The sequence below is a fragment of the Streptomyces lasalocidi genome, from assembly GCF_005280215.1.
Taxonomy (GTDB): Bacteria; Actinomycetota; Actinomycetes; order Streptomycetales; family Streptomycetaceae; genus Streptomyces; species Streptomyces longwoodensis.
Genome location: NZ_SZNQ01000001.1, coordinates 2,680,315 through 2,698,295, shown reverse-complemented (window position 1 = coordinate 2,698,295; position 17,981 = coordinate 2,680,315). Strand labels below are relative to the sequence as shown.

The following is a 17,981-nucleotide window of genomic DNA, read 5'->3' as shown; positions in this document are numbered from 1 at the left end:
CCATGCGTTCCGTCTGTGAGCCACCGCACGCATTCCCGGGTCTCGCTGTGGTAACCCCGTGGAAAACTCTCGGGCCCGTGCTGGTAACGTGAACTGCGGTCCTGGCCGCCCGAGTCGAGCATGCCGGGACCGCAGCCGCTGAGCACGTCCGGTCCTGAGTCCCGGATACGGCTGTCTTCCCGCAAGGAACCCTTCGGGGGCGGGGTCCTGTGCACAAGCCGTTCGCCGCCCGACAGGTGCCGGCGGACTCCCCAGGGGAGCGGACGTGCCGTGCTCGACACGGTCCCTTCCCGACCCTGCATGAAGTGGCACCTACGAGGTCGCCGTAGAGGAAGGGATGTCGATGACCGACGCCCACGCGTTCATACCGGCCGCAAAGCCCGTGATCGACGAGGCGGAGATCGAGGCCGCCGTGCGCGTCCTGCGCAGCGGAAGGGTCGTCCAGGGCCCTGAGGTCGCCGCCTTCGAGGAGGAGTTCTCGGAGCTGGTCGAGGGGCGCCACTGCGTGGCCGTCAACTCCGGCACCTCCGCGCTGCACCTGACCCTGCTGGGCCTGGGCATCGGCCCCGGTGACGAGGTCATCGTCCCGTCCTTCTCCTTCGCCGCCTCCGCCAACGCGGTCCGGCTGGTCGGCGCCGACGTCGTCTTCGTGGACATCGAGGCCGACTCGTACTGCCTGGACCCGGCCGCCGTGGAGGCCGCCATCACGCCGCGCACCGCGGCGATCATGCCGGTCCACCTGTACGGCCACCCGGCCGCGATGGACCGCATCATGGCGATCGCGCAGCAGCACGACCTCGCCGTCGTGGAGGACGCCTGCCAGGCGCACGCGGCCGCGCTGAACGGCACCCCGGTCGGCGCGTTCGGCGCCGCGGGCACCTTCAGCTTCTACCCGACCAAGAACATGCACAGCCTCGAGGGCGGCATGGTCACCACGGCCGACGCCCAGCTCGCCCGCACCCTGCGCCTGCTGCGCAACCAGGGCATGGAGCAGCGCTACGCCAACGAGATCGTCGGCGCCAACGTCCGGATGACCGACGTGTCCGCGGCCGTCGGCCGGGTCCAGCTGACCAAGCTGGCCGGCTGGACCGAGCAGCGCAACGCCAACGCGGCGTACCTCACCGAGCACATCTCCGCGGCGAACGTGGTCACGCCGACGACCGCCGAGGGTGCCCGGCACATCTTCCACCAGTACACGGTGCGCATCCTCGGCGACCGCGACGCCGCCATGGCGAAGCTCACCGAGGCGGGCGTCGGCAACGCGGTGTACTACCCGACGCCGATCCACCGGCTGAAGCCGTACTGGGAGCCGGACCAGAAGGCCGGCCGCACCTGGGACCTGCCCGAGACCGAGCGCGCCGCCGCCGAGGTCGTGTCCCTCCCGGTCCACCCCGCCCTGACCCGCGAGGACCTGGACCGCATCGTCACCGCCGTGAACGCCCTGGGGGAGCAGCTGTGACCACCAAGCCGCTGCGGGCCGGTCTCGTCGGCCTCGGATCGATGGGCCGGCACCACGCCCGTGTCCTCGCCGGTCTGGAGGGCGTCGACTTCGTCGGCGTCGTCGACCCGTTCGGTGACAAGTACGGTGCCGCGCAGGGCGCGCCCGTGCTGGGCACCGTCGAGGAGCTCATCGCGCTCGGCATCGACTACGCGGTCGTGGCCTGCCCCACCGCGCTGCACGAGGAGGTCGGCCTCCAGCTCGCCGAGGCCGGCGTGTGCGCGCTGGTGGAGAAGCCGGTCGCCGACACCGTCGAGGGCGCGCGCCGGCTCGTGCAGGCGTTCGAGTCCCGTGGTCTGGTGGCCGGTGTCGGCCACATCGAGCGGTGCAACCCGGCGCTGCGCTCGCTGCGCGCCCGCCTGGAGGCCGGCGAACTGGGCGACGTCTACCAGGTCGTCACCCGTCGTCAGGGCCCGTTCCCGCACCGCATCGCGGACGTCGGCGTGGTCAAGGACCTCGCCACCCACGACATCGACCTCACCGGCTGGGTGACCGGCCGCCAGTACGTGTCGATCGCCGCCCACACCGTCTCCAAGAGCGGCCGAGAGCACGAGGACATGGTCTCCGCGGTCGGCCGCCTCGACGACGGCACGATGGTCAACCACCTGGTCAACTGGCTGAGCCCGCTCAAGGAGCGGTTCACCTCGGTGACCGGCGAGCGCGGCTGCTTCATCGCCGACACCCTCACGGCCGACCTCACGTTCCACTCCAACGCGGCCGTCGCGACCGAGTGGGAAGCCCTGCGGGCGTTCCGGGGCGTCTCCGAAGGTGACATGATTCGGTACGCCATACCGAAGCGGGAGCCGCTCCAGGTCGAGCACGAACTGTTCCGGGACGCCGTGCTGGGCAAGCCCGCCGACATCTGTACCCTCCGCCAGGGCATGCGGACGGTCGAGGTGGCGGCGGCGGTGCTCGAGTCGGCGATGGGCATGAGGAGTGTCAGCCTTCAGCCGGAGGACCTGGCGACCAGTGGTACCTGAGAATCACCCGTCGACGGAGCGGCCCGCGCACACCCGCGCGGCGCCGCTCCTCGGCAGCGGGCACGGGGGCTCGCTGACCGGTTCACCGGGCAGCATCAGACGGGCGGGGACCCATGACTAGGGCCCGCCCCCGGCACCTCGCGTCCGAGCGCTCCACCCCCACGCGAGTCCTTCCCCTCACCGCCCGGCCACGCACCGGCCGTCGGCGACCAGGAGCCGGAATATGAGTGCCGTTCCCGACGTCAGTGTGATCGTCGCCGTCTACAACACCATGCCCTACCTGACGGAGTGCCTGAACTCCCTGGTGGGGCAGAGCATCGGCCGCGACCGGCTGGAGATCGTCGCGGTCGACGACGGCTCCACCGACGACAGCGGCCGCGAACTCGACCGGTTCGCCGAGCGCTACCCGGACACCGTCAAGGTGATCCACCAGGCCAACTCCGGCGGTCCCGCCGCGCCCAGCAACCGGGCGCTGGACGTGGCCACCGGGCGGTACGTGTACTTCATCGGCTCCGACGACTACCTCGGTGAGGAAGCCCTGGAGCGCATGGTGACCGAGGCCGACCGGCGCGGCGCGGACGTCGTCGTCGGCCGGATGGTCGGCACCAACGGGCGCTACGTGCACCAGGCGCTGTACAAGGACGGCAACCGGGACGTCACCCTGGACGACTCCGCGCTGCCGTTCACCCTGGCCAACACCAAGCTGTTCCGCCGCGAGCTGGTCGAGAAGCACAAGCTGCGCTTCCCGGAGCACCTGCCCGTGGGCAGCGACCAGCCGTTCACCATCGAGGCGTGCGTGCGCGCGCGGAAGATCTCCGTCGTCGCCGACTACGTCTGCTACTACGCCGTCAAGCGCGGCGACGCCAGCAACATCACCTACCGCGCCGACCACCTGTCCCGGCTGCGCTGCACCGCCGAGATCATGGATTTCACGGCCGCCCTCGTGGAGGCGGGCCCGACCCGGGACGCCGTGCTGCGCCGGCACTTCACCTGGGAGCTGGCCAAGCTCGTCCAGGACGACTTCCCGGGCCTGGAGCGCCCGCTGCGCGAGGACCTGTGCGCCGGAATCGCCAAGCTCGCGGCCGCCTACTTCACCGACGGCATCCGTGACGCCATGGACGTCAAGCGCCGGGTGCGCATAGCCCTCGCCCAGGCCGGCGCCGTCGACGAGCTGACCGAGGCCATCACCGCCGAACGCGACGGGCGCACACCGCCGTTGCTCCTCGAAGCCGACGGCGCCGGCGCCCACGTCCGCTGGCCCGGCTTCCGCGACCCGCGTCTCGGACTGCCCGACCGCACCTTCGCCGTCCTCGGCGAGTCCGTCGCCGCGCACCTCGCGCAGGGCACCGACCTGCTGGCGTCCGCCTGGGAACAGCCGGGCGACGACCTGCTGTACACCGCGTCCGTGCGGGTCCCCGTCGTCGGCGACGTCCGGGGCGCCACCCTGCGGCTGGTGCAGGGCGCCATGCCCAAGTCCGCCGACAAGCCCGGCGCCCGCCGCGTGCCCGCCGGACGTGAACTGCCCGCCCCGGCCGGCGAGATCACCGCCGAGCCGGCCGAGGACGGCACCGCCACGGTGCTGCGCGCCCGCGTCCCGCTGGAACGCCGTACCGTGAAACTGGGCGTGCGCGTCTACCTGGACGTCGCCGGGTCGACGTACGAGATCCCGGTGCGCGGCACCGGCAAGCCGATGCCGCTGGCCCGCCGCTGGGGCCGCGAGGAGGACCCGTACCGCGCGTCCGCCCTCGTCAACGACAAGGGCCGGGTGGTGGTGCACACGGCCCGGATGCACCCGCCGAGGCACACCCTGGCGTTCGAGGCCCTGCGGGGCTTCGCGGGGAAGCTGAAGCGGAAGCTGAAGTCCACGCTGAAGCGCGCGCTCAGGCCCGTGCTGAAGACCAAGCAGAAGTCCCGTAGGAAGTAGCCACTGTCCATGAACATCTGTGTAGTAGCGCTCGGCAAGATCGGGCTTCCGCTGGCCGTGCAGTTCGCGTCGAAGGGCCACAAGGTCATCGGCGCCGACGTCAACGAGAAGGTCGTCGAGCTGGTCAACGCCGGTGTCGAGCCCTTCCCCGGCGAGCACGACCTGGACGTCAAGCTCAAGCAGGCCGTCGACGCAGGCCTGCTGAGCGCCACCACGGACACCGCGTCCGCGGTCGCGCAGTCCGAGGCCGTCGTCGTGGTCGTCCCGCTGTTCGTGGACGCCGAGGGCGTGCCGGACTTCGGCTGGATGGACGCCGCGACCAAGGCGATCGCCCGGGGCCTCAAGCCCGGCACGCTGGTCTCCTACGAGACGACGCTGCCCGTCGGCACCACCCGCACCCGCTGGGCGCCGATGCTGGCCGAGGGCTCCGGCCTGACCGCCGGTGACGACTTCCACCTGGTGTTCTCCCCGGAGCGCGTGCTGACCGGCCGGGTCTTCGCCGACCTGCGCCGCTACCCCAAGCTCGTCGGCGGCATCGACGAGGCGTCGACGCAGCGCGGTGTGGAGTTCTACGAGCAGGTCCTCGACTTCGACGAGCGCGGCGACCTGCCCCAGCCCAACGGCGTGTGGGACCTGGGCACCGCCGAGGCGTCCGAGCTGGCCAAGCTCGCCGAGACGACCTACCGGGACGTCAACATCGGCCTGGCGAACCAGTTCGCGCGCTTCGCCGACCAGAACGGCATCGACGTCAAGAAGGTCATCGAGGCCTGCAACTCGCAGCCCTACAGCCACATCCACCAGCCGGGCATCGCCGTCGGCGGCCACTGCATCCCGATCTACCCGCGGATGTACCTGTGGAACGACCCGTCGGCCACCGTGGTGCGCTCCGCCCGCGAGGCGAACGCCGCGATGCCGGAGTACGCCGTGGACCTGCTGGCCGCCGCCCACGGCGACCTGACCGGCGTCAACGTGCTGGTGCTGGGCGCCGCCTACCGCGGCGGGGTCAAGGAGACGGCCTTCTCGGGCGTCTTCCCGACCGTCGAGGCGCTCCGGGCGCGCGGTGCCCACCCGTTCGTCTCCGACCCGATGTACACGGCCGAGGAGCTGGCCGCGCACGGGCTCACCCCGCACCAGGGCGAGACGGTCACGGCCGCCATCCTCCAGGCCGACCACGCCGAGTACCGCACGCTGACCCCGGCCGACCTGCCGGACGTCACGGTCCTCGTCGACGGCCGCCGCACCACCGACCCGGAGGCCTGGAAGGGCGTCCGCCGGGTCGTCATCGGCGGCTGACCCCCGAAGAGTCACGCAGTGGCCCCGCCCCGCACCCCGGGGCGGGGCCCTTGTGCAGGAAGGTTTCCCATGACCTGGCTGATCACGGGCGGCGCCGGATTCATCGGCTCCCACGTGGTGAAGGCGATGCAGGACGCCGGTGAGCGCGTCGTCGTCCTCGACGACCTCAGCACCGGCCGCGCCGAACGGCTCCCGGACGGCGTGCCGCTGGAGGTCGGCACCGTGCTCGACCGCGACACCGTGGCCCGGGTGCTGCGCGCGCACGCGGTCACCGGTGTGGTGCACATCGCGGGCAAGAAGCAGGTGGCCGAGTCCGTCGAGCGACCGCTGTACTACTACCGCGAGAACGTCGAGGGCCTGCGCGTCCTGCTCGACGCGGCCGTCGAGGCCGGCGTGGGCCGCTTCCTGTTCTCCTCGTCCGCCGCCGTCTACGGCATGCCCGACGTCGACCTCGTCACCGAGGAGACGCCGTGCGCGCCCATCAACCCCTACGGCGAGACCAAGCTCGCGGGGGAGTGGCTGGTGTCGGCGGTGGGCGCCCGGCACGGCATGGCGACCGCGTCGCTGCGCTACTTCAACGTGGCGGGTGCCGCGACGCCCGCGCTCGGCGACGACGGGGTCTTCAACCTGGTCCCCATGGTCTTCGAGCGGCTGGACGCGGGCGAGGCGCCGTGGATCTTCGGCGACGACTACCCGACGCCCGACGGCACCTGTGTACGGGACTTCATCCACGTCGAGGACATCGCCTCCGCGCACGTGGCCGCCGCACGCCGGCTGGCCGCCGACCCTGAGGCCCGGCTGGTCCTCAACATCGGCCGCGGCGAGGGCGTCTCGGTCGCCGAGATGGTCGGTCTCGTCCAGGAGGTCGCGGGCCGTACGGACGTGCGGCCGAAGGTGGCCGAGCGGCGGCCCGGCGATCCGGCGCGCGTGGTGGCCTCGGCGGACCGCATCCGCGCGGAGCTGGGCTGGAGCGCCGAGCGGGACGTGCGCGAGATGGTCGAGTCGGCGTGGGCCGGGTGGCGACTGCGCCACCCGTGAGACGTGGCTCCCGCCCGCTGAGCGGACACGAGTGAGGCCCCCCGGAGGAATCCGGGGGGCCTCACTCGTGTGCTCGGTCGCTCGCCGTGGCTACTTCCGGCCGAGGTCCTCGCCCAGGAACAGCTCCTCGAAGTGCTTCTGCACCACGGGCCAGTCCCACACGGTCAGCGCGTGCTCGGTGGCCCGCTCGCCCGCCGCGCGCCACGCCTCCTCGGTGGCCGTCGTCTTCAGGATCCGCTCGGCCGCCTCCTGCGGGGAACCCACGACCCAGTCCTGCGGGTAGAGGGTGCGGGCGCTGTTCGGCTTGCCCGCGTAGAACGGCCAGTCGCGCACCACCGGGACGGCACCGCTGGCCGCGCCCTCCATCAGGCCGACGTGGCAGCCCTCACGCACCGAGGAGCTGAGGATCGTACCGATGTCGACGAGTTTGCCCGGCACGTCGTCCGTCGGGCCGAGGCGGACCACCGCGCCGGACTCCTCCAGCGGCTGGAGGATCTCCTCGAACTCGCGCAGGTAGTCCCGGGTGGCCTTGCTGGTCCTGCGGTCCATGTCGCCGCCGACCAGCAGCAGCCGGTAGCGGTCGTCGTGCTTGCGGACCCGCTGCAGGACGTCGATGGCCCACTTGGGGTCCTTGGCGACCTGGCTGATGCCGACCAGACCGAGGTTGAACCGCGCCTCGGGCGACTTGGGACGGTCGAAGCCCGCCAGGTCCATCGCGTTGTCGAGGACGTGGAAGCGCGGGGCGTGCTCGCCGCGCAGCATCGGCACCAGCGACGTGGTCAGGTCCTTCACGTGCGGGGCGACGAACACCAGGTCGTCGACGCGCGAGAAGTCCGTCATGTGCGGCCAGCGGGTGAACGCCTCGTAGCTGTGCAGGCGCACCACGACACGGGTGGTGCCGGGGTCGATCGTGGTCAGCATGCCGGCGGGGCCCGCCGCCCACTCCAGGAACACCGTGTCGGCCCAGTTGAGGTGGGGGCGCATCAGGCGCTCCACCTCCTCGTGGTAGTCGCTCTCCCCGTCGGTCAGCCGGTCCTGCAGCATCCGCGGCGCGGCCCAGGAGATGCGCTTGAGGTGCTTGCTGGCGGCCAGGTCCAGGTAGCGCAGCTCGACGCCCGGGTGGTCGCCGAAGTGCTCCTTGATCAGGTGCAGGAAGTTGTCGTTGGCGCTGGTGGTGACCAGCAGCCGCAGCGGGCGGTCGGTCGGCGCGGGCGCCGCCGGGGCCCTGCGGCCGCGCGGCCGGCTCAGGGCCTGCATCGCCGTCGAGCGGTACAGCGGGGCGACGAAGCCCTGCGCGTCCCTCGCCAGCGGGCTGGAGAGCTGGTCGATGTGCAGCACCCGGTGGAAGTCCAGGAACAGCGCCCGGTTCAGCGCCTCCGCGGCCTCCTTGACGTGGCCCTTGGCGAACTCGGCGTCGGCGAGCGCCAGTCGGGCCGCCACCGCCTTCTCGATGCCGCGCGGGCTGATGCCCTTGCCGATCTCCTGCATCGCGGCCTCGTCGTAGAGGTCGGCCTTGAGCTTGAGGTCGGGGATCTTCGCGGCCGCGTCGGCCAGGGTCAGCGCGGCACCGCTGGTGCGGCCGGCCCAGCGCATGCCCTCGGCGACGTACCGCGAGGTCGCGGCGCGCACCTTGGTCGGCATGCCGGGCGCGGTGACGGCGGAGCGCCACAGCCGGGCGCCGACGCCGGAGCGCATCACCGGGCGCGGGGTCGCGGCGCGGACGATCTGCGCGGGCAGGTGGTCCACGGTGCGCTTCACGTCACGGGTGATGGCGTGCAGCGGCGGCAGCACGGAGCCGCGGGCACCGGCGGTACCGCCCTGCGCCTTCAGCTCCTCGACGGCCTTCAGCGCGGGCGCCAGGCCGAACCGGGCGGGTGCGGCGCGGTTGAACTCCGCGAGCCGCCACACCGTGTACACGGCGCCCGGGTCGAGCGCGACGAGGACGTCCGCCTTGCGGGCGCGCGAACGCAGCCAGGAGTCGCGTCCCGCCTGCATCCACACGCGCAGGCCCGCCGGGGACTTGCTGGCCCGGCGGCGCAGCGCCTGGCTGCGGTGCTTGAGGTTGCGCGGGAGCTGGTGCAGCTCGGCCAGCTCGCTCTCGGCGAGCTGCTCCGGGACGCCCTCGGCGTCCATGGGGAACGTGCCCGCGAGGCGGACCCGGGCACCGAGCGCGTTGAACTTGCGCACCGAGTCGGCCAGGACGCCGTACTGCGGCCAGGTGGAGGCGACGAGCAGGACTTCGGTCACTTGGCGAGCTCCTCGACGAGGTTCTTCACGGCGACGGACATCAGCGCCTCGCGAGTGAACTGGTTGGCGTGGGCCATCGCTTCGGCGTGCTCCTCGTCGGTCGTCTCGACGGCCATGTGGGCGGCCCGGACGAACGACTCGGTCAGCCCCTCGACGTCGAGGCCGGGCGCGCCGGTCCACAGCGGGTGGCCGCGCAGCACGTTGGACGCGTCGTGCTCGACGGCGTGCGCCGACACGATGGGCAGGCCGGTCGCCATGTACTCGTAGACCTTGCCGGAGGTGACGTACCGTCCGCCGATGAGGATCAGCACCATGGCGTCCCAGCCGGAGTAGATCGACGCCACCTCGGCCTTGGCGGCGGGGCCGCCGAAGAAGACGCCGTCGGCCTCCGCCTCCTTGAGGACCTCGGCGTGCCGGTTCGCGCCCCGGTTGGCGCCGTTGCCGATGTGGCCGCGCAGCTCGAAGCGCGCGTGGGCCAGCAGCGGCTCCTTCTCACGCGCCGCCCGCCAGGCGTTCAGCACGGTCTCCAGGTGCGGGATGGAGAAGTTGACCGTGCCGAGGTAGCCGAAGACCAGGCCCTTGTCCGGGTCGGCGTTGTGCACCCGGCCCGGGGAGCTGTCCGCGTCGTAGCCGTTGCGCACCACGTGCACGCGGTCGGCGAACTCGGGGTAGCGGGCCCGGTAGTGCTCGGCGATCGGGTCGTTGACGACCCACAGGGAGACGGCCTGGTCGAGGACCTTCTTCTCCCAGCGGCCCTCCTCGGAGTCGCGGGCGAACGCCTCCACGCCGTCGATGACGTCGATGGACCAGCCGTCGCGGAAGTCGACGGCGTACGGCACCCTTTCGTCCTCCCACAGCTTCCAGGCCGCGGCGAGGTTCACGTACGGCACGCAGCTGGCGAGCACCAGGTCGGCCGTCTTCTCCCGGTGGATCTTCGCCACGGCCTGTTCCAGGTCGGAGCGCCACTCGCCGAAGTTCGGCTCGGGGAACGTCTTCGTCTGGCGCCGGCGCAGCGAGGCGACCCAGCCGTTGGGGTTGAGGGCGCGCGCCTCGTCGTAGAGGCGGATGTCCGTCTCCAGGTCCTCACGGGCCAGGGGCAGTTCGACGATCTCGACGCGCGGGTCGACCGCGTCCAGCAGGGAGAGGTCGACGCCGGAGTCGAGCTCCCAGGACTCCCGGGCGATGTTGACCACCGTGACGTCCCAGCCGACCTTCACGAACTGGTTGGCGGTCTCGCGCATGCGGTAGGTGGAGCTCTTCGCGGCGGGCGGGAACCCGATGGCGAGGTAGATGACGTGCGGCCGCCTGCCTTCCGCGGGCGGGCCGGACGGGGACGGGGGAGACGATGCCATAGCTGTCGACGCTAGCACGGTGACGTGCGCGGGAACCGGGCACGGACGGCCGCCCGGGGTTCCGGGCGGCCGAGGGTCCGGAGGACCGCGTCACGCGTGCCGGCGGCCCTCCTTCCACTCCTCCATGAGGCGTACGACGTTCTCGGCGGCCCGGCCGTCGCCGTACGGGGTGCCGGGGTCGCCGGCGGGCACGGGACGGGTCACGGTCGCGGCCAGTTCGTCCGGCGCGAGCGTGTGCGGGTCCGGGACGAGCACGTTCCACCCGGTGTCGACGGTCTCCACCCACTCGGTCTCCGGGCGGATGGTGGTGCAGATGCGTTCCAGCAGGAAGGCCTCCTTCTGGAGGCCGCCCGAGTCGGTGACCACGCCGACGGAGGCGAGGACGGCGGCGACCAGGCTCGCGTACGGCAGCGGACGGCCGACGTGGACGTTGCCCTGGGCCAGGTCGATGCCGTGCGCCTCGGCGCGGGAGACGAGCCGGGGGTGGGCGGCGAGCGCCACCGGCACCGGCAGCTTGGCCAGCGAGCCGAGGATCGCCGACAGCCGCTCGGGGTCGTCGGTGTTGTCCGGGCGGTGCAGGGTCGCCAGCAGGAACGGCTCGGAGGGGTCGATGCCCTCGGGCAGCTCGGGCGCCGGGAACTCGCCGGCCCGGACCTGGTCGCGGATGCGCAGGCAGATGTCGACCATCACGTCACCGGCCAGCCGGGCGCGGTCCGCCAGGCCCTCGCCCGCGAGGTGGCGCATGGCCTCCTCGGTCGGGGCCAGCAGCAGGTCGGCGCAGTGGTCGGTGAGGACGCGGTTGTGCTCCTCCGGCATGCGCCGGTTGAAGGAGCGCAGGCCGGCCTCCAGGTGGGCGACCGGCAGGTGCATCTTCACGGCGGACAGCGCGCCGGCGATGGTGGAGTTGGTGTCGCCGTAGACGAGCACCCAGTCGGGCTGCTCGCGGTCCAGCACCGGGTCGAGCGCCGAGAGCACCGAGCCGGTCTGCACGCCGTGGCTGCCGGAGCCGACGCCGAGGTGGACGTCGGGGTCCGGGATGCCGAGGCCGGAGAAGAAGACGTCGGAGAGGTCCGCGTCGTAATGCTGCCCGGTGTGCACGATGACGTGCTCGTGCTCAGTCCTGGCGAAGGCCGCGGCGATGGGCGCGAGCTTCACCAGTTGAGGACGGGCCCCGACGATGCTGATGACTTTCACTGAGCACTCTTCTTCTAGTCGGATCTTTCCGCACGCAATGGTAGGCAACCAACGTGCTGACCAGCCCCGCCGCCCGAGCGGGCGCGGGGCGTCACGACGTGTTCATGCCGTGGTCAGACAGCGGGTTCGGGCCCGTGCGACCGCCGGATAACGATTGGGTGAACCGGCCGCGCACGCCCACCGAACCACGGATCCCCCTTCTATGGGATGCCCGGGGGGCCCGAATGGTTGCCCTGCGGTCGCGGCGGGCCGTCACCGGCGCCGCTACAGCGCGCGCTCGGTGAGGGCGCCGTCCTCCTCGTCGTACAGGGCACCGGTCTGCGGGCACTCCCACACGCCCGGCTCGCCGTCCCTCGCCACGAGGCGCACGCCCGCGCGTCCGACCCAGCCGACCTGCCGCGCGGGCACGCCCACGACGAGGGCGAAGTCGGGCACGTCCTTGGTGACGACGGCGCCCGCGGCGACCATCGCCCAGCGGCCGATGGTGAGCGGCGCCACGCACACCGAGCGCGCCCCGATCGAGGCCCCGTCGGCGATCCGCACCCCGACGGCCTCCCAGTCGCCGCCGCGCTTCTGCTTGCCCTCGGGGTCCACCGAGCGCGGGTTGTGGTCGTTGGTGAGCACCACGGCCGGGCCGATGAACACGCCGTCGCCGAGTTCGGCCGGCTCGTAGACCAGGGCGTAGTTCTGCAGCTTGCAGTTGTCGCCCATGCGCACGCCCGAGCCGACGTAGGCGCCCCGGCCGACCACGCAGCCCTCGCCGAGCCGGGCGCCCTCGCGGATCTGTGCGAGATCCCACACGCTGCTGCCCGCGCCGATCTCGGCGCCCTCGTCGACCTGCGCACTGGGCTGGACCCTGTAGTTCACTTCTCCGCCTTCCGCTCTTCGGCTCGCCCGGCGAGCATACGGCGAAGGGGCGGTCCGACTGTCACGCGGCGGCTGAAGGGGCGCGGGGGCCGGAGGCACGGTCGTTCCGTGTGCGTTCTGTGTGCGTGCCGTGTCGAAACGTGATTCATGTCATGTCCCTGAGAATCGCAGCGGGTATTGCATGTGCACTTCACGCAAAGCGATGATCCCTTGACCATTTTTTGGATCTCTTTGTCTACGGGGCGCGTGTGTCAAGGGTGGGGAAAGGGTGGCGGCTCGGTGCTGCCATCGCGATGACCGGAGTACTGCTGTCCTGGGGGGTGGGGAACGGCGGTTCGCCCGCCGCGGCCGCCGTCGCCTGTCCCTCGGGCGTCGACTCGGACTTCAACGGTGACGGCGCACGGGACACCGTGATCGCCGACCCCGAGGCGACCGTCGACGGGGTCGCCAGGGCCGGGGCCATCAACGTCGTGTACGGCGGCGGGAAGGGGACGGTGACGCTCACTCAGGCACTCGACGCCATCCCCGGCGTCCCCGAGACGGGCGACCGCTACGGCTTCTCGCTGGCCGTCTACGACGCGGACCTCGACGGCTGCAGCGACCTCGCGGTCGGCGAGCCGTACGAGGACATCGGCACGAACGTCGACTCCGGCGCCGTGCACCTGATCTACGGGTCCCCGAGCGGGATCAATGCCGGCAAGGCGGTCAAGGAGTTCTACCAGGGCACCGACAAGCCGCTCGGCGGCGGTGCCGAGGCCGACGACTGGGTCGGTTACGCCGTCGCAGCCGGGAAGACCGCGGCCGGCCAGCCCTACCTGCTGATCGGCAGCCCGGGTGAGTCCCTCGGCACCATCGAGGACGCCGGCGCCTTCTACTACGTCAGCGGCACCGCCCAGACGGTCACCATGACGGGCCAGGACACCGAGGTCGCCGGCGCCGTTGCCGGGGCGGCCGAGCCGGACGACCGCTTCGGCTCCGCCATCGCCGCCACCCCGACCCACTTCGCGGTCGGCACCCCCGGCGAGGCCCTCGGCACCACCACCTTCGCCGGCGGCGTGGCCCTGTTCACCCACGCCCTCACCAACGGCTACCCCAAGCCGATCGGCGGCCTCGGCCAGGACCAGGACACCATCGGCGGCTCCGAGGAGGTCGGCGACCAGTTCGGCGACGCCCTCGCGATGGTCCCGTACCGCCCCTCCGGCGCCACCTCCACCACCGAGTCGCTGCTCGCGGTCGGCGTCCCCGGCGAGGACCTGTCCACCACCGTCGACGCCGGCGCCGTCCAGGTCTTCCGGATCACCGCGAGCGGCAGCTGGTCCGAGGTCGCCTGGATCGACCAGAACTCCGCCGACGTCGACGGCGACGCGGAGGCGGGCGACTTCTTCGGCAAGCGGCTCGCCGCCGTCAACACCTCGCCGAACGCCACCTCCACGGCCACCACCACCCGCCTCGCCATCGGCGTCCCCGGCGAGGAGTCCTCCGAGGAGCACGCCGACAAGGGCGGCGTCCTCGTCGTCCCGATGGTCGGCGCGCCCGGCGGCTCCGACCAGTGGATCGACCCCGGCTACGGCATCCCCGGCACGCCCGCCCCGCGCCAGCTGGCCGGCCTGTCCCTGGCCGCGACCCCCTCGCTGCTCTACGTCGGCATGCCCTACGGCCCCGCCGAGGGCCACGCGGTGCACGGCTTCCCCTGGAACGTGGCCTCCGGCGGCGCCCCGACCGTGACGTACAAGCCCGGCACGGGCGGCATCCCGGCCGGTGACGTCGCCTTCGGCGCGGCGGCCCGGTGACGCCCCGGCCCCGCCGGACGTCCCGCCGGAGCACGGCCTCCGGCCCGAACCCCTTCACAGACTTGACGCAACTGGAGCGTGGACGCGTGTCCGCAGACAGACACACACCGATGCGGCGAGGCGTGCTCCGGCGCGCCGCCGTGGCGGCCGCCGTCGCCGGCGCGGTGGCGGCCGGGGGCCTGGCCGTCCTCCCGGGCGGTGGCCCGGGGCACGGCCCGGCGCCCGTCGCCGCCGACCAGCCCGTGGTGACCGAGCAGCAGGCCCTCGCCCGGGCCAAGGACAGCGGGAAGAAGACCGAGGTCGTCGGCCTGCGCACCGAGCGGCGCGAGATCTTCGCCGAGCCCGACGGCACCTTCACCGCCCGCGAGTACACCGAGCCCGTGCGCACCGTCCAGGGCGGCAAGTGGGTCCCGATCGACCCGACCCTGGTGCGGCGCGCCGACGGCGGCTGGAGCCCGAAGGCCGCCACCGTCGACCTGGCCTTCTCCGGCGGACAGGCCGGCCGGCCGTTCGTCACGATGCAGCGCGCGGGCCGGGAGTTCGCGCTGACCTGGCCCTACGGCAAGCTGCCCGCCCCGCGCGTCGAGGGCGAGACGGCCACCTACGTCGACGCCCTGCCCGGCGTGGACCTCACCGTGCGCGCCGAGACCGACGGCTTCGGCCACCTGCTGGTCGTCAAGACGCCCGAGGCGGCGGCCGACCCGCGGCTGGCCGCCCTCGACCTCGGCATGACCACCGACGGCCTGAAGGTCGCCGAGGACGCCACCGGCGCGATCGTCGCCGAGGACGCGGTCGTCGGCGGCACCGTCTTCGAGGCGGGCAAGCCGGCGATGTGGGACTCGGCGGCGGTCCGGGAGGCCGCGGCGAAGGAGGACGGGCCGAAGGCGGTCGCGCGCGCGGTGAAGTCGGCCGCGGCATCGGCCGACGCGACGGCAGCCGCCCCCTCCCCGACCGTCGGCCCCAAGGCCCCGGCCGCCTCCAAGGCCCCCGAGGCCGCTCTCGAAGGCCCCGGCGGCGGCGGCAAGGTTGCCCCGCTCGGTGTCGAGGTCGGCAAGGGCAAGCTGCGTCTCCTCCCCGACCAGAAGCTCCTGCGCGGCAAGGACACCGTCTTCCCGGTCGTCATCGACCCGATCCAGCGCACCACCTCGCGCTCCTCGTGGACCGGCGTCATGTCGGGCATGCCCGGTGAGCAGGACTGGAAGTACTCGGGCAGCGCGGGCGTCGGCAAGTGCCCCACCGACTACAACCCGGTCTCCTGCAACGGCGTCGGCGTGCGCCGCGTGATGTTCACGCTGCCGCTCTCCTTCTACAAGGGCAAGCAGATCCTCGGCGCGACGTTCTCCGCCCGCGTCGAGCACATCTACAGCGCGTCCCCGACCGCCGAGCCCATCCAGCTCTACCGCATCGGCGGCCAGAACTACTCGCTCAGCTCGTCCAGCAGCTGGTCCAACACCTCGGACGACTGGGACGACTACCTGCAGACCGTCGACAAGGCGATCTCCCCGACCTCCTGCTCCAGCCAGCCCAACCTCAACTTCGAGAGCGGCGCGACCGGCGAGCTGACCAGCGAGGTCAAGACGGCCGCGGCCGGCGGCTGGAACTCCATGACGCTGGGCCTGCGCGCGGCGGACGAGTCCCGCTTCGCCGAGTGGAAGCGGATCTGCGGCAACGCGTTCCTGTCGGTCAAGTACAACAACCTGCCGCGGCAGATCAAGACGTCGGACATGTCGACCGACCCGGGCGGCGTGTGCAAGTGGGGCTCCGGACGTGCCTACACGGACACCCCGCCCAAGCTGATGGCCATCGCGAGCGACCCCGACCACGGCAACGGCCAGACCGACAAGGTGAAGGTCCAGTTCAAGGTCGAGTGGGGCGGCAGCAGCCCGGGTTCGTACACGTACACCACACCGGACTGGCTGTCCCCGACGACCGCCACCAAGTTCACGCACACCGTGAAGTCGACGATCCCGCAGAACACCGTCATCTACTGGAGCGCCCGCGCCTACGACGGTGACGGCTACGGCCCGTGGAGCTCGGAGGGTGACACCCCCCAGCGCTGCGAGTTCATGTACGACAAGACGTGGCCGGGCAAGCCGCTGGTCCTGTCGAAGCAGTACCCGTCGGACACCGTCTACCACGACGGCGTGGGCACCTACGGCACCTTCACCTTCTCGCCCAACCCGAACGACTCCGTCCTGGACACCGACGTCGTCAAGTACACGTACTCCTTCGACGGTGCGGCGCCGTTGCCGCTGAACCCGTCCACCGGTGGCGGTTCGGTCTCGCTGCAGTGGATGCCGACCCGGTCCGGCCGCCACGTGCTCGAAGTGGTCGCCATCGACAAGGCCAACCACGCCAGCAGCACGCCGTACGACTTCCTGGTGAGCGAGGGCAAGCCGGTCGTCGCCCAGTGGAACCTCGCCGACCAGGCCGGTGACACCGAGGCGCACGACGAGAGCGGCGAGTTCTCGGCCACGGCCGGCACCAACGTCACCTTCGGTGTGGACGGCCCCGGCGGCAAGGTCGACAAGGCCGCCCGCTTCGACGGCAGTTCCGGCGCCTACCTGGACACCAGCGAGACGGTCCTGGACACGTCGAAGAGCTTCAGCGTCAGCGCTTGGGTGCGGCCCACCGCGCTCGACAAGGACATGACGATCGTGAGCCAGGACGGCACCGGCGAGCCCGGCTTCACCCTCGGCTACGACGCGGGCGCCCAGACCTGGAAGTTCGCGGTCCCGGTCAACGACGTCGACTCGCTCGGCGAGTGGAAGGCCGTCTCCACCGGTGTCTCCGTGGTCAAGGACCAGTGGGTGCTGCTGACCGGCGTGTACGACGCCCAGAAGACCGGCGGCCCGCAGCTCCAGCTCTACATCAACAAGGACCTCAAGGGCTCCGCTGCCCGGCGCTCCGCCTGGAAGTCGTACGGTCCGCTGCAGATCGGCCGCACCACGGCCAAGAGCGGCTACCGCGACCACTTCTCCGGCGACCTCGCCGAGGTCCGCGTCTTCGACCGCGTCCTGCCCCCGGCCCAGGTCGCCGAGCTGATGACGGTCAAGCCGCTGCGCAAGGGCTACTGGCAGCTCGACAGTGCGAGCAGCGGCTCCTCCGCCGAGACCGGCGGCGGCCAGGCCCTGACCCTCGCGGGCAACGCGGCCATCTACCGCCCGGCCGACCCGCTGTTCGACACCGCCGCCCTGGTCGGCGACGGCAACCTGGTCCTGGACGGCGACGGGGACTACGCGTCCACCGCGACCGCCCCGGTCTCCGGCAACTCCAGCTTCACGATCTCGGCCCGCGCCCAGCTCACCTCGCTGGACCCGGAGAAGTCCCAGACCGTGCTGTCGCTGCCGGGCGCCAACGCCAACCGGATCCAGGTCCGCTACCAGGCGTCCACCCAGCAGTGGGAGCTGGCCGTCGCGAAGACGGACACGGCCGGCGCGCAGGTCGTCACCTTCACCGACGACCAGGAACTGCCCGACACGGGCGGCTCCGGCCAGCACCTGGCGGTCGTCTACGACGCCTTCGCCAACTCGGTCCGGCTGTACGTCGAGGGCCAGCTCGTGGCGGGTGCCTACGGCAAGGACGACACGTTGTGGTCCGCCACCGGCGGTCTCCAGGTGGGCCGTTCGCTGCGCGGTGGCAGCGAGTACTTCGCCGGTGCCATCGACGAGGTGCGCGTCTACAGCGGTGCCGCCGACCAGATCGCGGTCCAGCAGATGAGCCTGCTGGAAGCCATCACCGACATGTGATGAGCCGTCACCTGACGTGGTGTGCCGGGTCCGTCGGGCCCGGCACGCC

At 72.0% G+C, this 17,981-nt stretch carries 11 protein-coding genes; 7 read left to right on the top strand and 4 right to left on the bottom strand.

Going from position 1 to position 17,981, the window contains the following annotated elements; translation table 11 throughout:
* The first annotated feature begins 343 nt into the window (after nt 1-343).
* From E4U91_RS11985 to galE, 5 genes are all read left to right on the top strand, one after another.
* Nucleotides 344-1,459: a DegT/DnrJ/EryC1/StrS family aminotransferase gene (locus E4U91_RS11985; RefSeq protein ID WP_137306842.1), complete on the top strand. Its 1,116-nt coding sequence runs from the start codon at nt 344-346 to the stop codon at nt 1,457-1,459.
* Nucleotides 1,456-2,478 (top strand): Gfo/Idh/MocA family protein, encoded by a 1,023-nt coding sequence (locus E4U91_RS11980; protein WP_137306841.1) that lies wholly within the window; start codon nt 1,456-1,458, stop codon nt 2,476-2,478. The genes E4U91_RS11985 and E4U91_RS11980 overlap by 4 nt, the downstream gene beginning before the upstream one ends.
* A gap of 223 nt (nt 2,479-2,701) precedes the next feature.
* Nucleotides 2,702-4,402: a glycosyltransferase family 2 protein gene (locus E4U91_RS11975; RefSeq protein ID WP_137306840.1), complete on the top strand. Its 1,701-nt coding sequence runs from the start codon at nt 2,702-2,704 to the stop codon at nt 4,400-4,402.
* Between the two features lie 9 nt (nt 4,403-4,411).
* Nucleotides 4,412-5,695 carry a nucleotide sugar dehydrogenase gene (locus E4U91_RS11970; RefSeq protein WP_137306839.1) on the top strand — a complete coding sequence of 428 codons (1,284 nt, stop codon included), beginning with the start codon at nt 4,412-4,414 and terminating at the stop codon, nt 5,693-5,695.
* A 69-nt stretch (nt 5,696-5,764) separates the two neighbouring features.
* Nucleotides 5,765-6,733, top strand: coding sequence for a UDP-glucose 4-epimerase GalE (gene galE, locus E4U91_RS11965; RefSeq protein WP_137306838.1), 969 nt, complete (start codon nt 5,765-5,767; stop codon nt 6,731-6,733).
* Between the two features lie 90 nt (nt 6,734-6,823).
* Here galE and E4U91_RS11960 read toward each other — a convergent pair whose 3' ends face one another.
* From E4U91_RS11960 to E4U91_RS11945, 4 genes are all read right to left on the bottom strand, one after another.
* Nucleotides 6,824-8,980, bottom strand: coding sequence for a glycosyltransferase family 4 protein (locus E4U91_RS11960; protein WP_137306837.1), 2,157 nt, complete (start codon nt 8,978-8,980; stop codon nt 6,824-6,826).
* Entirely contained in the window at nt 8,977-10,221 is a 1,245-nt protein-coding gene (locus tag E4U91_RS11955) for a glycosyltransferase (protein WP_174867925.1), read from the bottom strand. Before E4U91_RS11955 ends, E4U91_RS11960 begins: the two co-directional genes overlap by 4 nt.
* A gap of 201 nt (nt 10,222-10,422) precedes the next feature.
* The gene (gene wecB / locus E4U91_RS11950; RefSeq protein ID WP_137306835.1) at nt 10,423-11,526 is read right to left on the bottom strand and encodes a non-hydrolyzing UDP-N-acetylglucosamine 2-epimerase; all 1,104 of its coding nucleotides are present in this window, start codon (nt 11,524-11,526) and stop codon (nt 10,423-10,425) included.
* A gap of 264 nt (nt 11,527-11,790) precedes the next feature.
* The gene (locus E4U91_RS11945; protein ID WP_137306834.1) at nt 11,791-12,393 is read right to left on the bottom strand and encodes an acyltransferase; all 603 of its coding nucleotides are present in this window, start codon (nt 12,391-12,393) and stop codon (nt 11,791-11,793) included.
* Between the two features lie 293 nt (nt 12,394-12,686).
* Here E4U91_RS11945 and E4U91_RS39570 point away from each other — a divergent pair, with 293 nt between their 5' ends.
* Both E4U91_RS39570 and E4U91_RS11935 read left to right on the top strand, forming a co-directional pair.
* Nucleotides 12,687-14,183 (top strand): VCBS repeat-containing protein, encoded by a 1,497-nt coding sequence (locus E4U91_RS39570; protein WP_277755288.1) that lies wholly within the window; start codon nt 12,687-12,689, stop codon nt 14,181-14,183.
* A gap of 86 nt (nt 14,184-14,269) precedes the next feature.
* Nucleotides 14,270-17,932, top strand: a complete 3,663-nt coding sequence (locus E4U91_RS11935; RefSeq protein ID WP_137306833.1) for a LamG domain-containing protein — start codon at nt 14,270-14,272, stop codon at nt 17,930-17,932.
* Nucleotides 17,933-17,981 lie beyond the last annotated feature (49 nt).

Excerpts from the sequence above, each read along its gene's own strand:
- E4U91_RS11985 (WP_137306842.1), top strand. The coding sequence starts at position 344 with ATGACCGACGCCCACGCGTTCATACCGGCCGCAAAGCCCGTGATCGAC.
- galE (WP_137306838.1), top strand. The coding sequence starts at position 5,765 with ATGACCTGGCTGATCACGGGCGGCGCCGGATTCATCGGCTCCCACGTG.
- E4U91_RS11970 (WP_137306839.1), top strand. The coding sequence starts at position 4,412 with ATGAACATCTGTGTAGTAGCGCTCGGCAAGATCGGGCTTCCGCTGGCC.
- E4U91_RS39570 (WP_277755288.1), top strand. The coding sequence starts at position 12,687 with ATGACCGGAGTACTGCTGTCCTGGGGGGTGGGGAACGGCGGTTCGCCC.
- E4U91_RS11955 (WP_174867925.1), bottom strand. The coding sequence starts at position 10,221 with ATGCGCGAGACCGCCAACCAGTTCGTGAAGGTCGGCTGGGACGTCACG.
- E4U91_RS11975 (WP_137306840.1), top strand. The coding sequence starts at position 2,702 with ATGAGTGCCGTTCCCGACGTCAGTGTGATCGTCGCCGTCTACAACACC.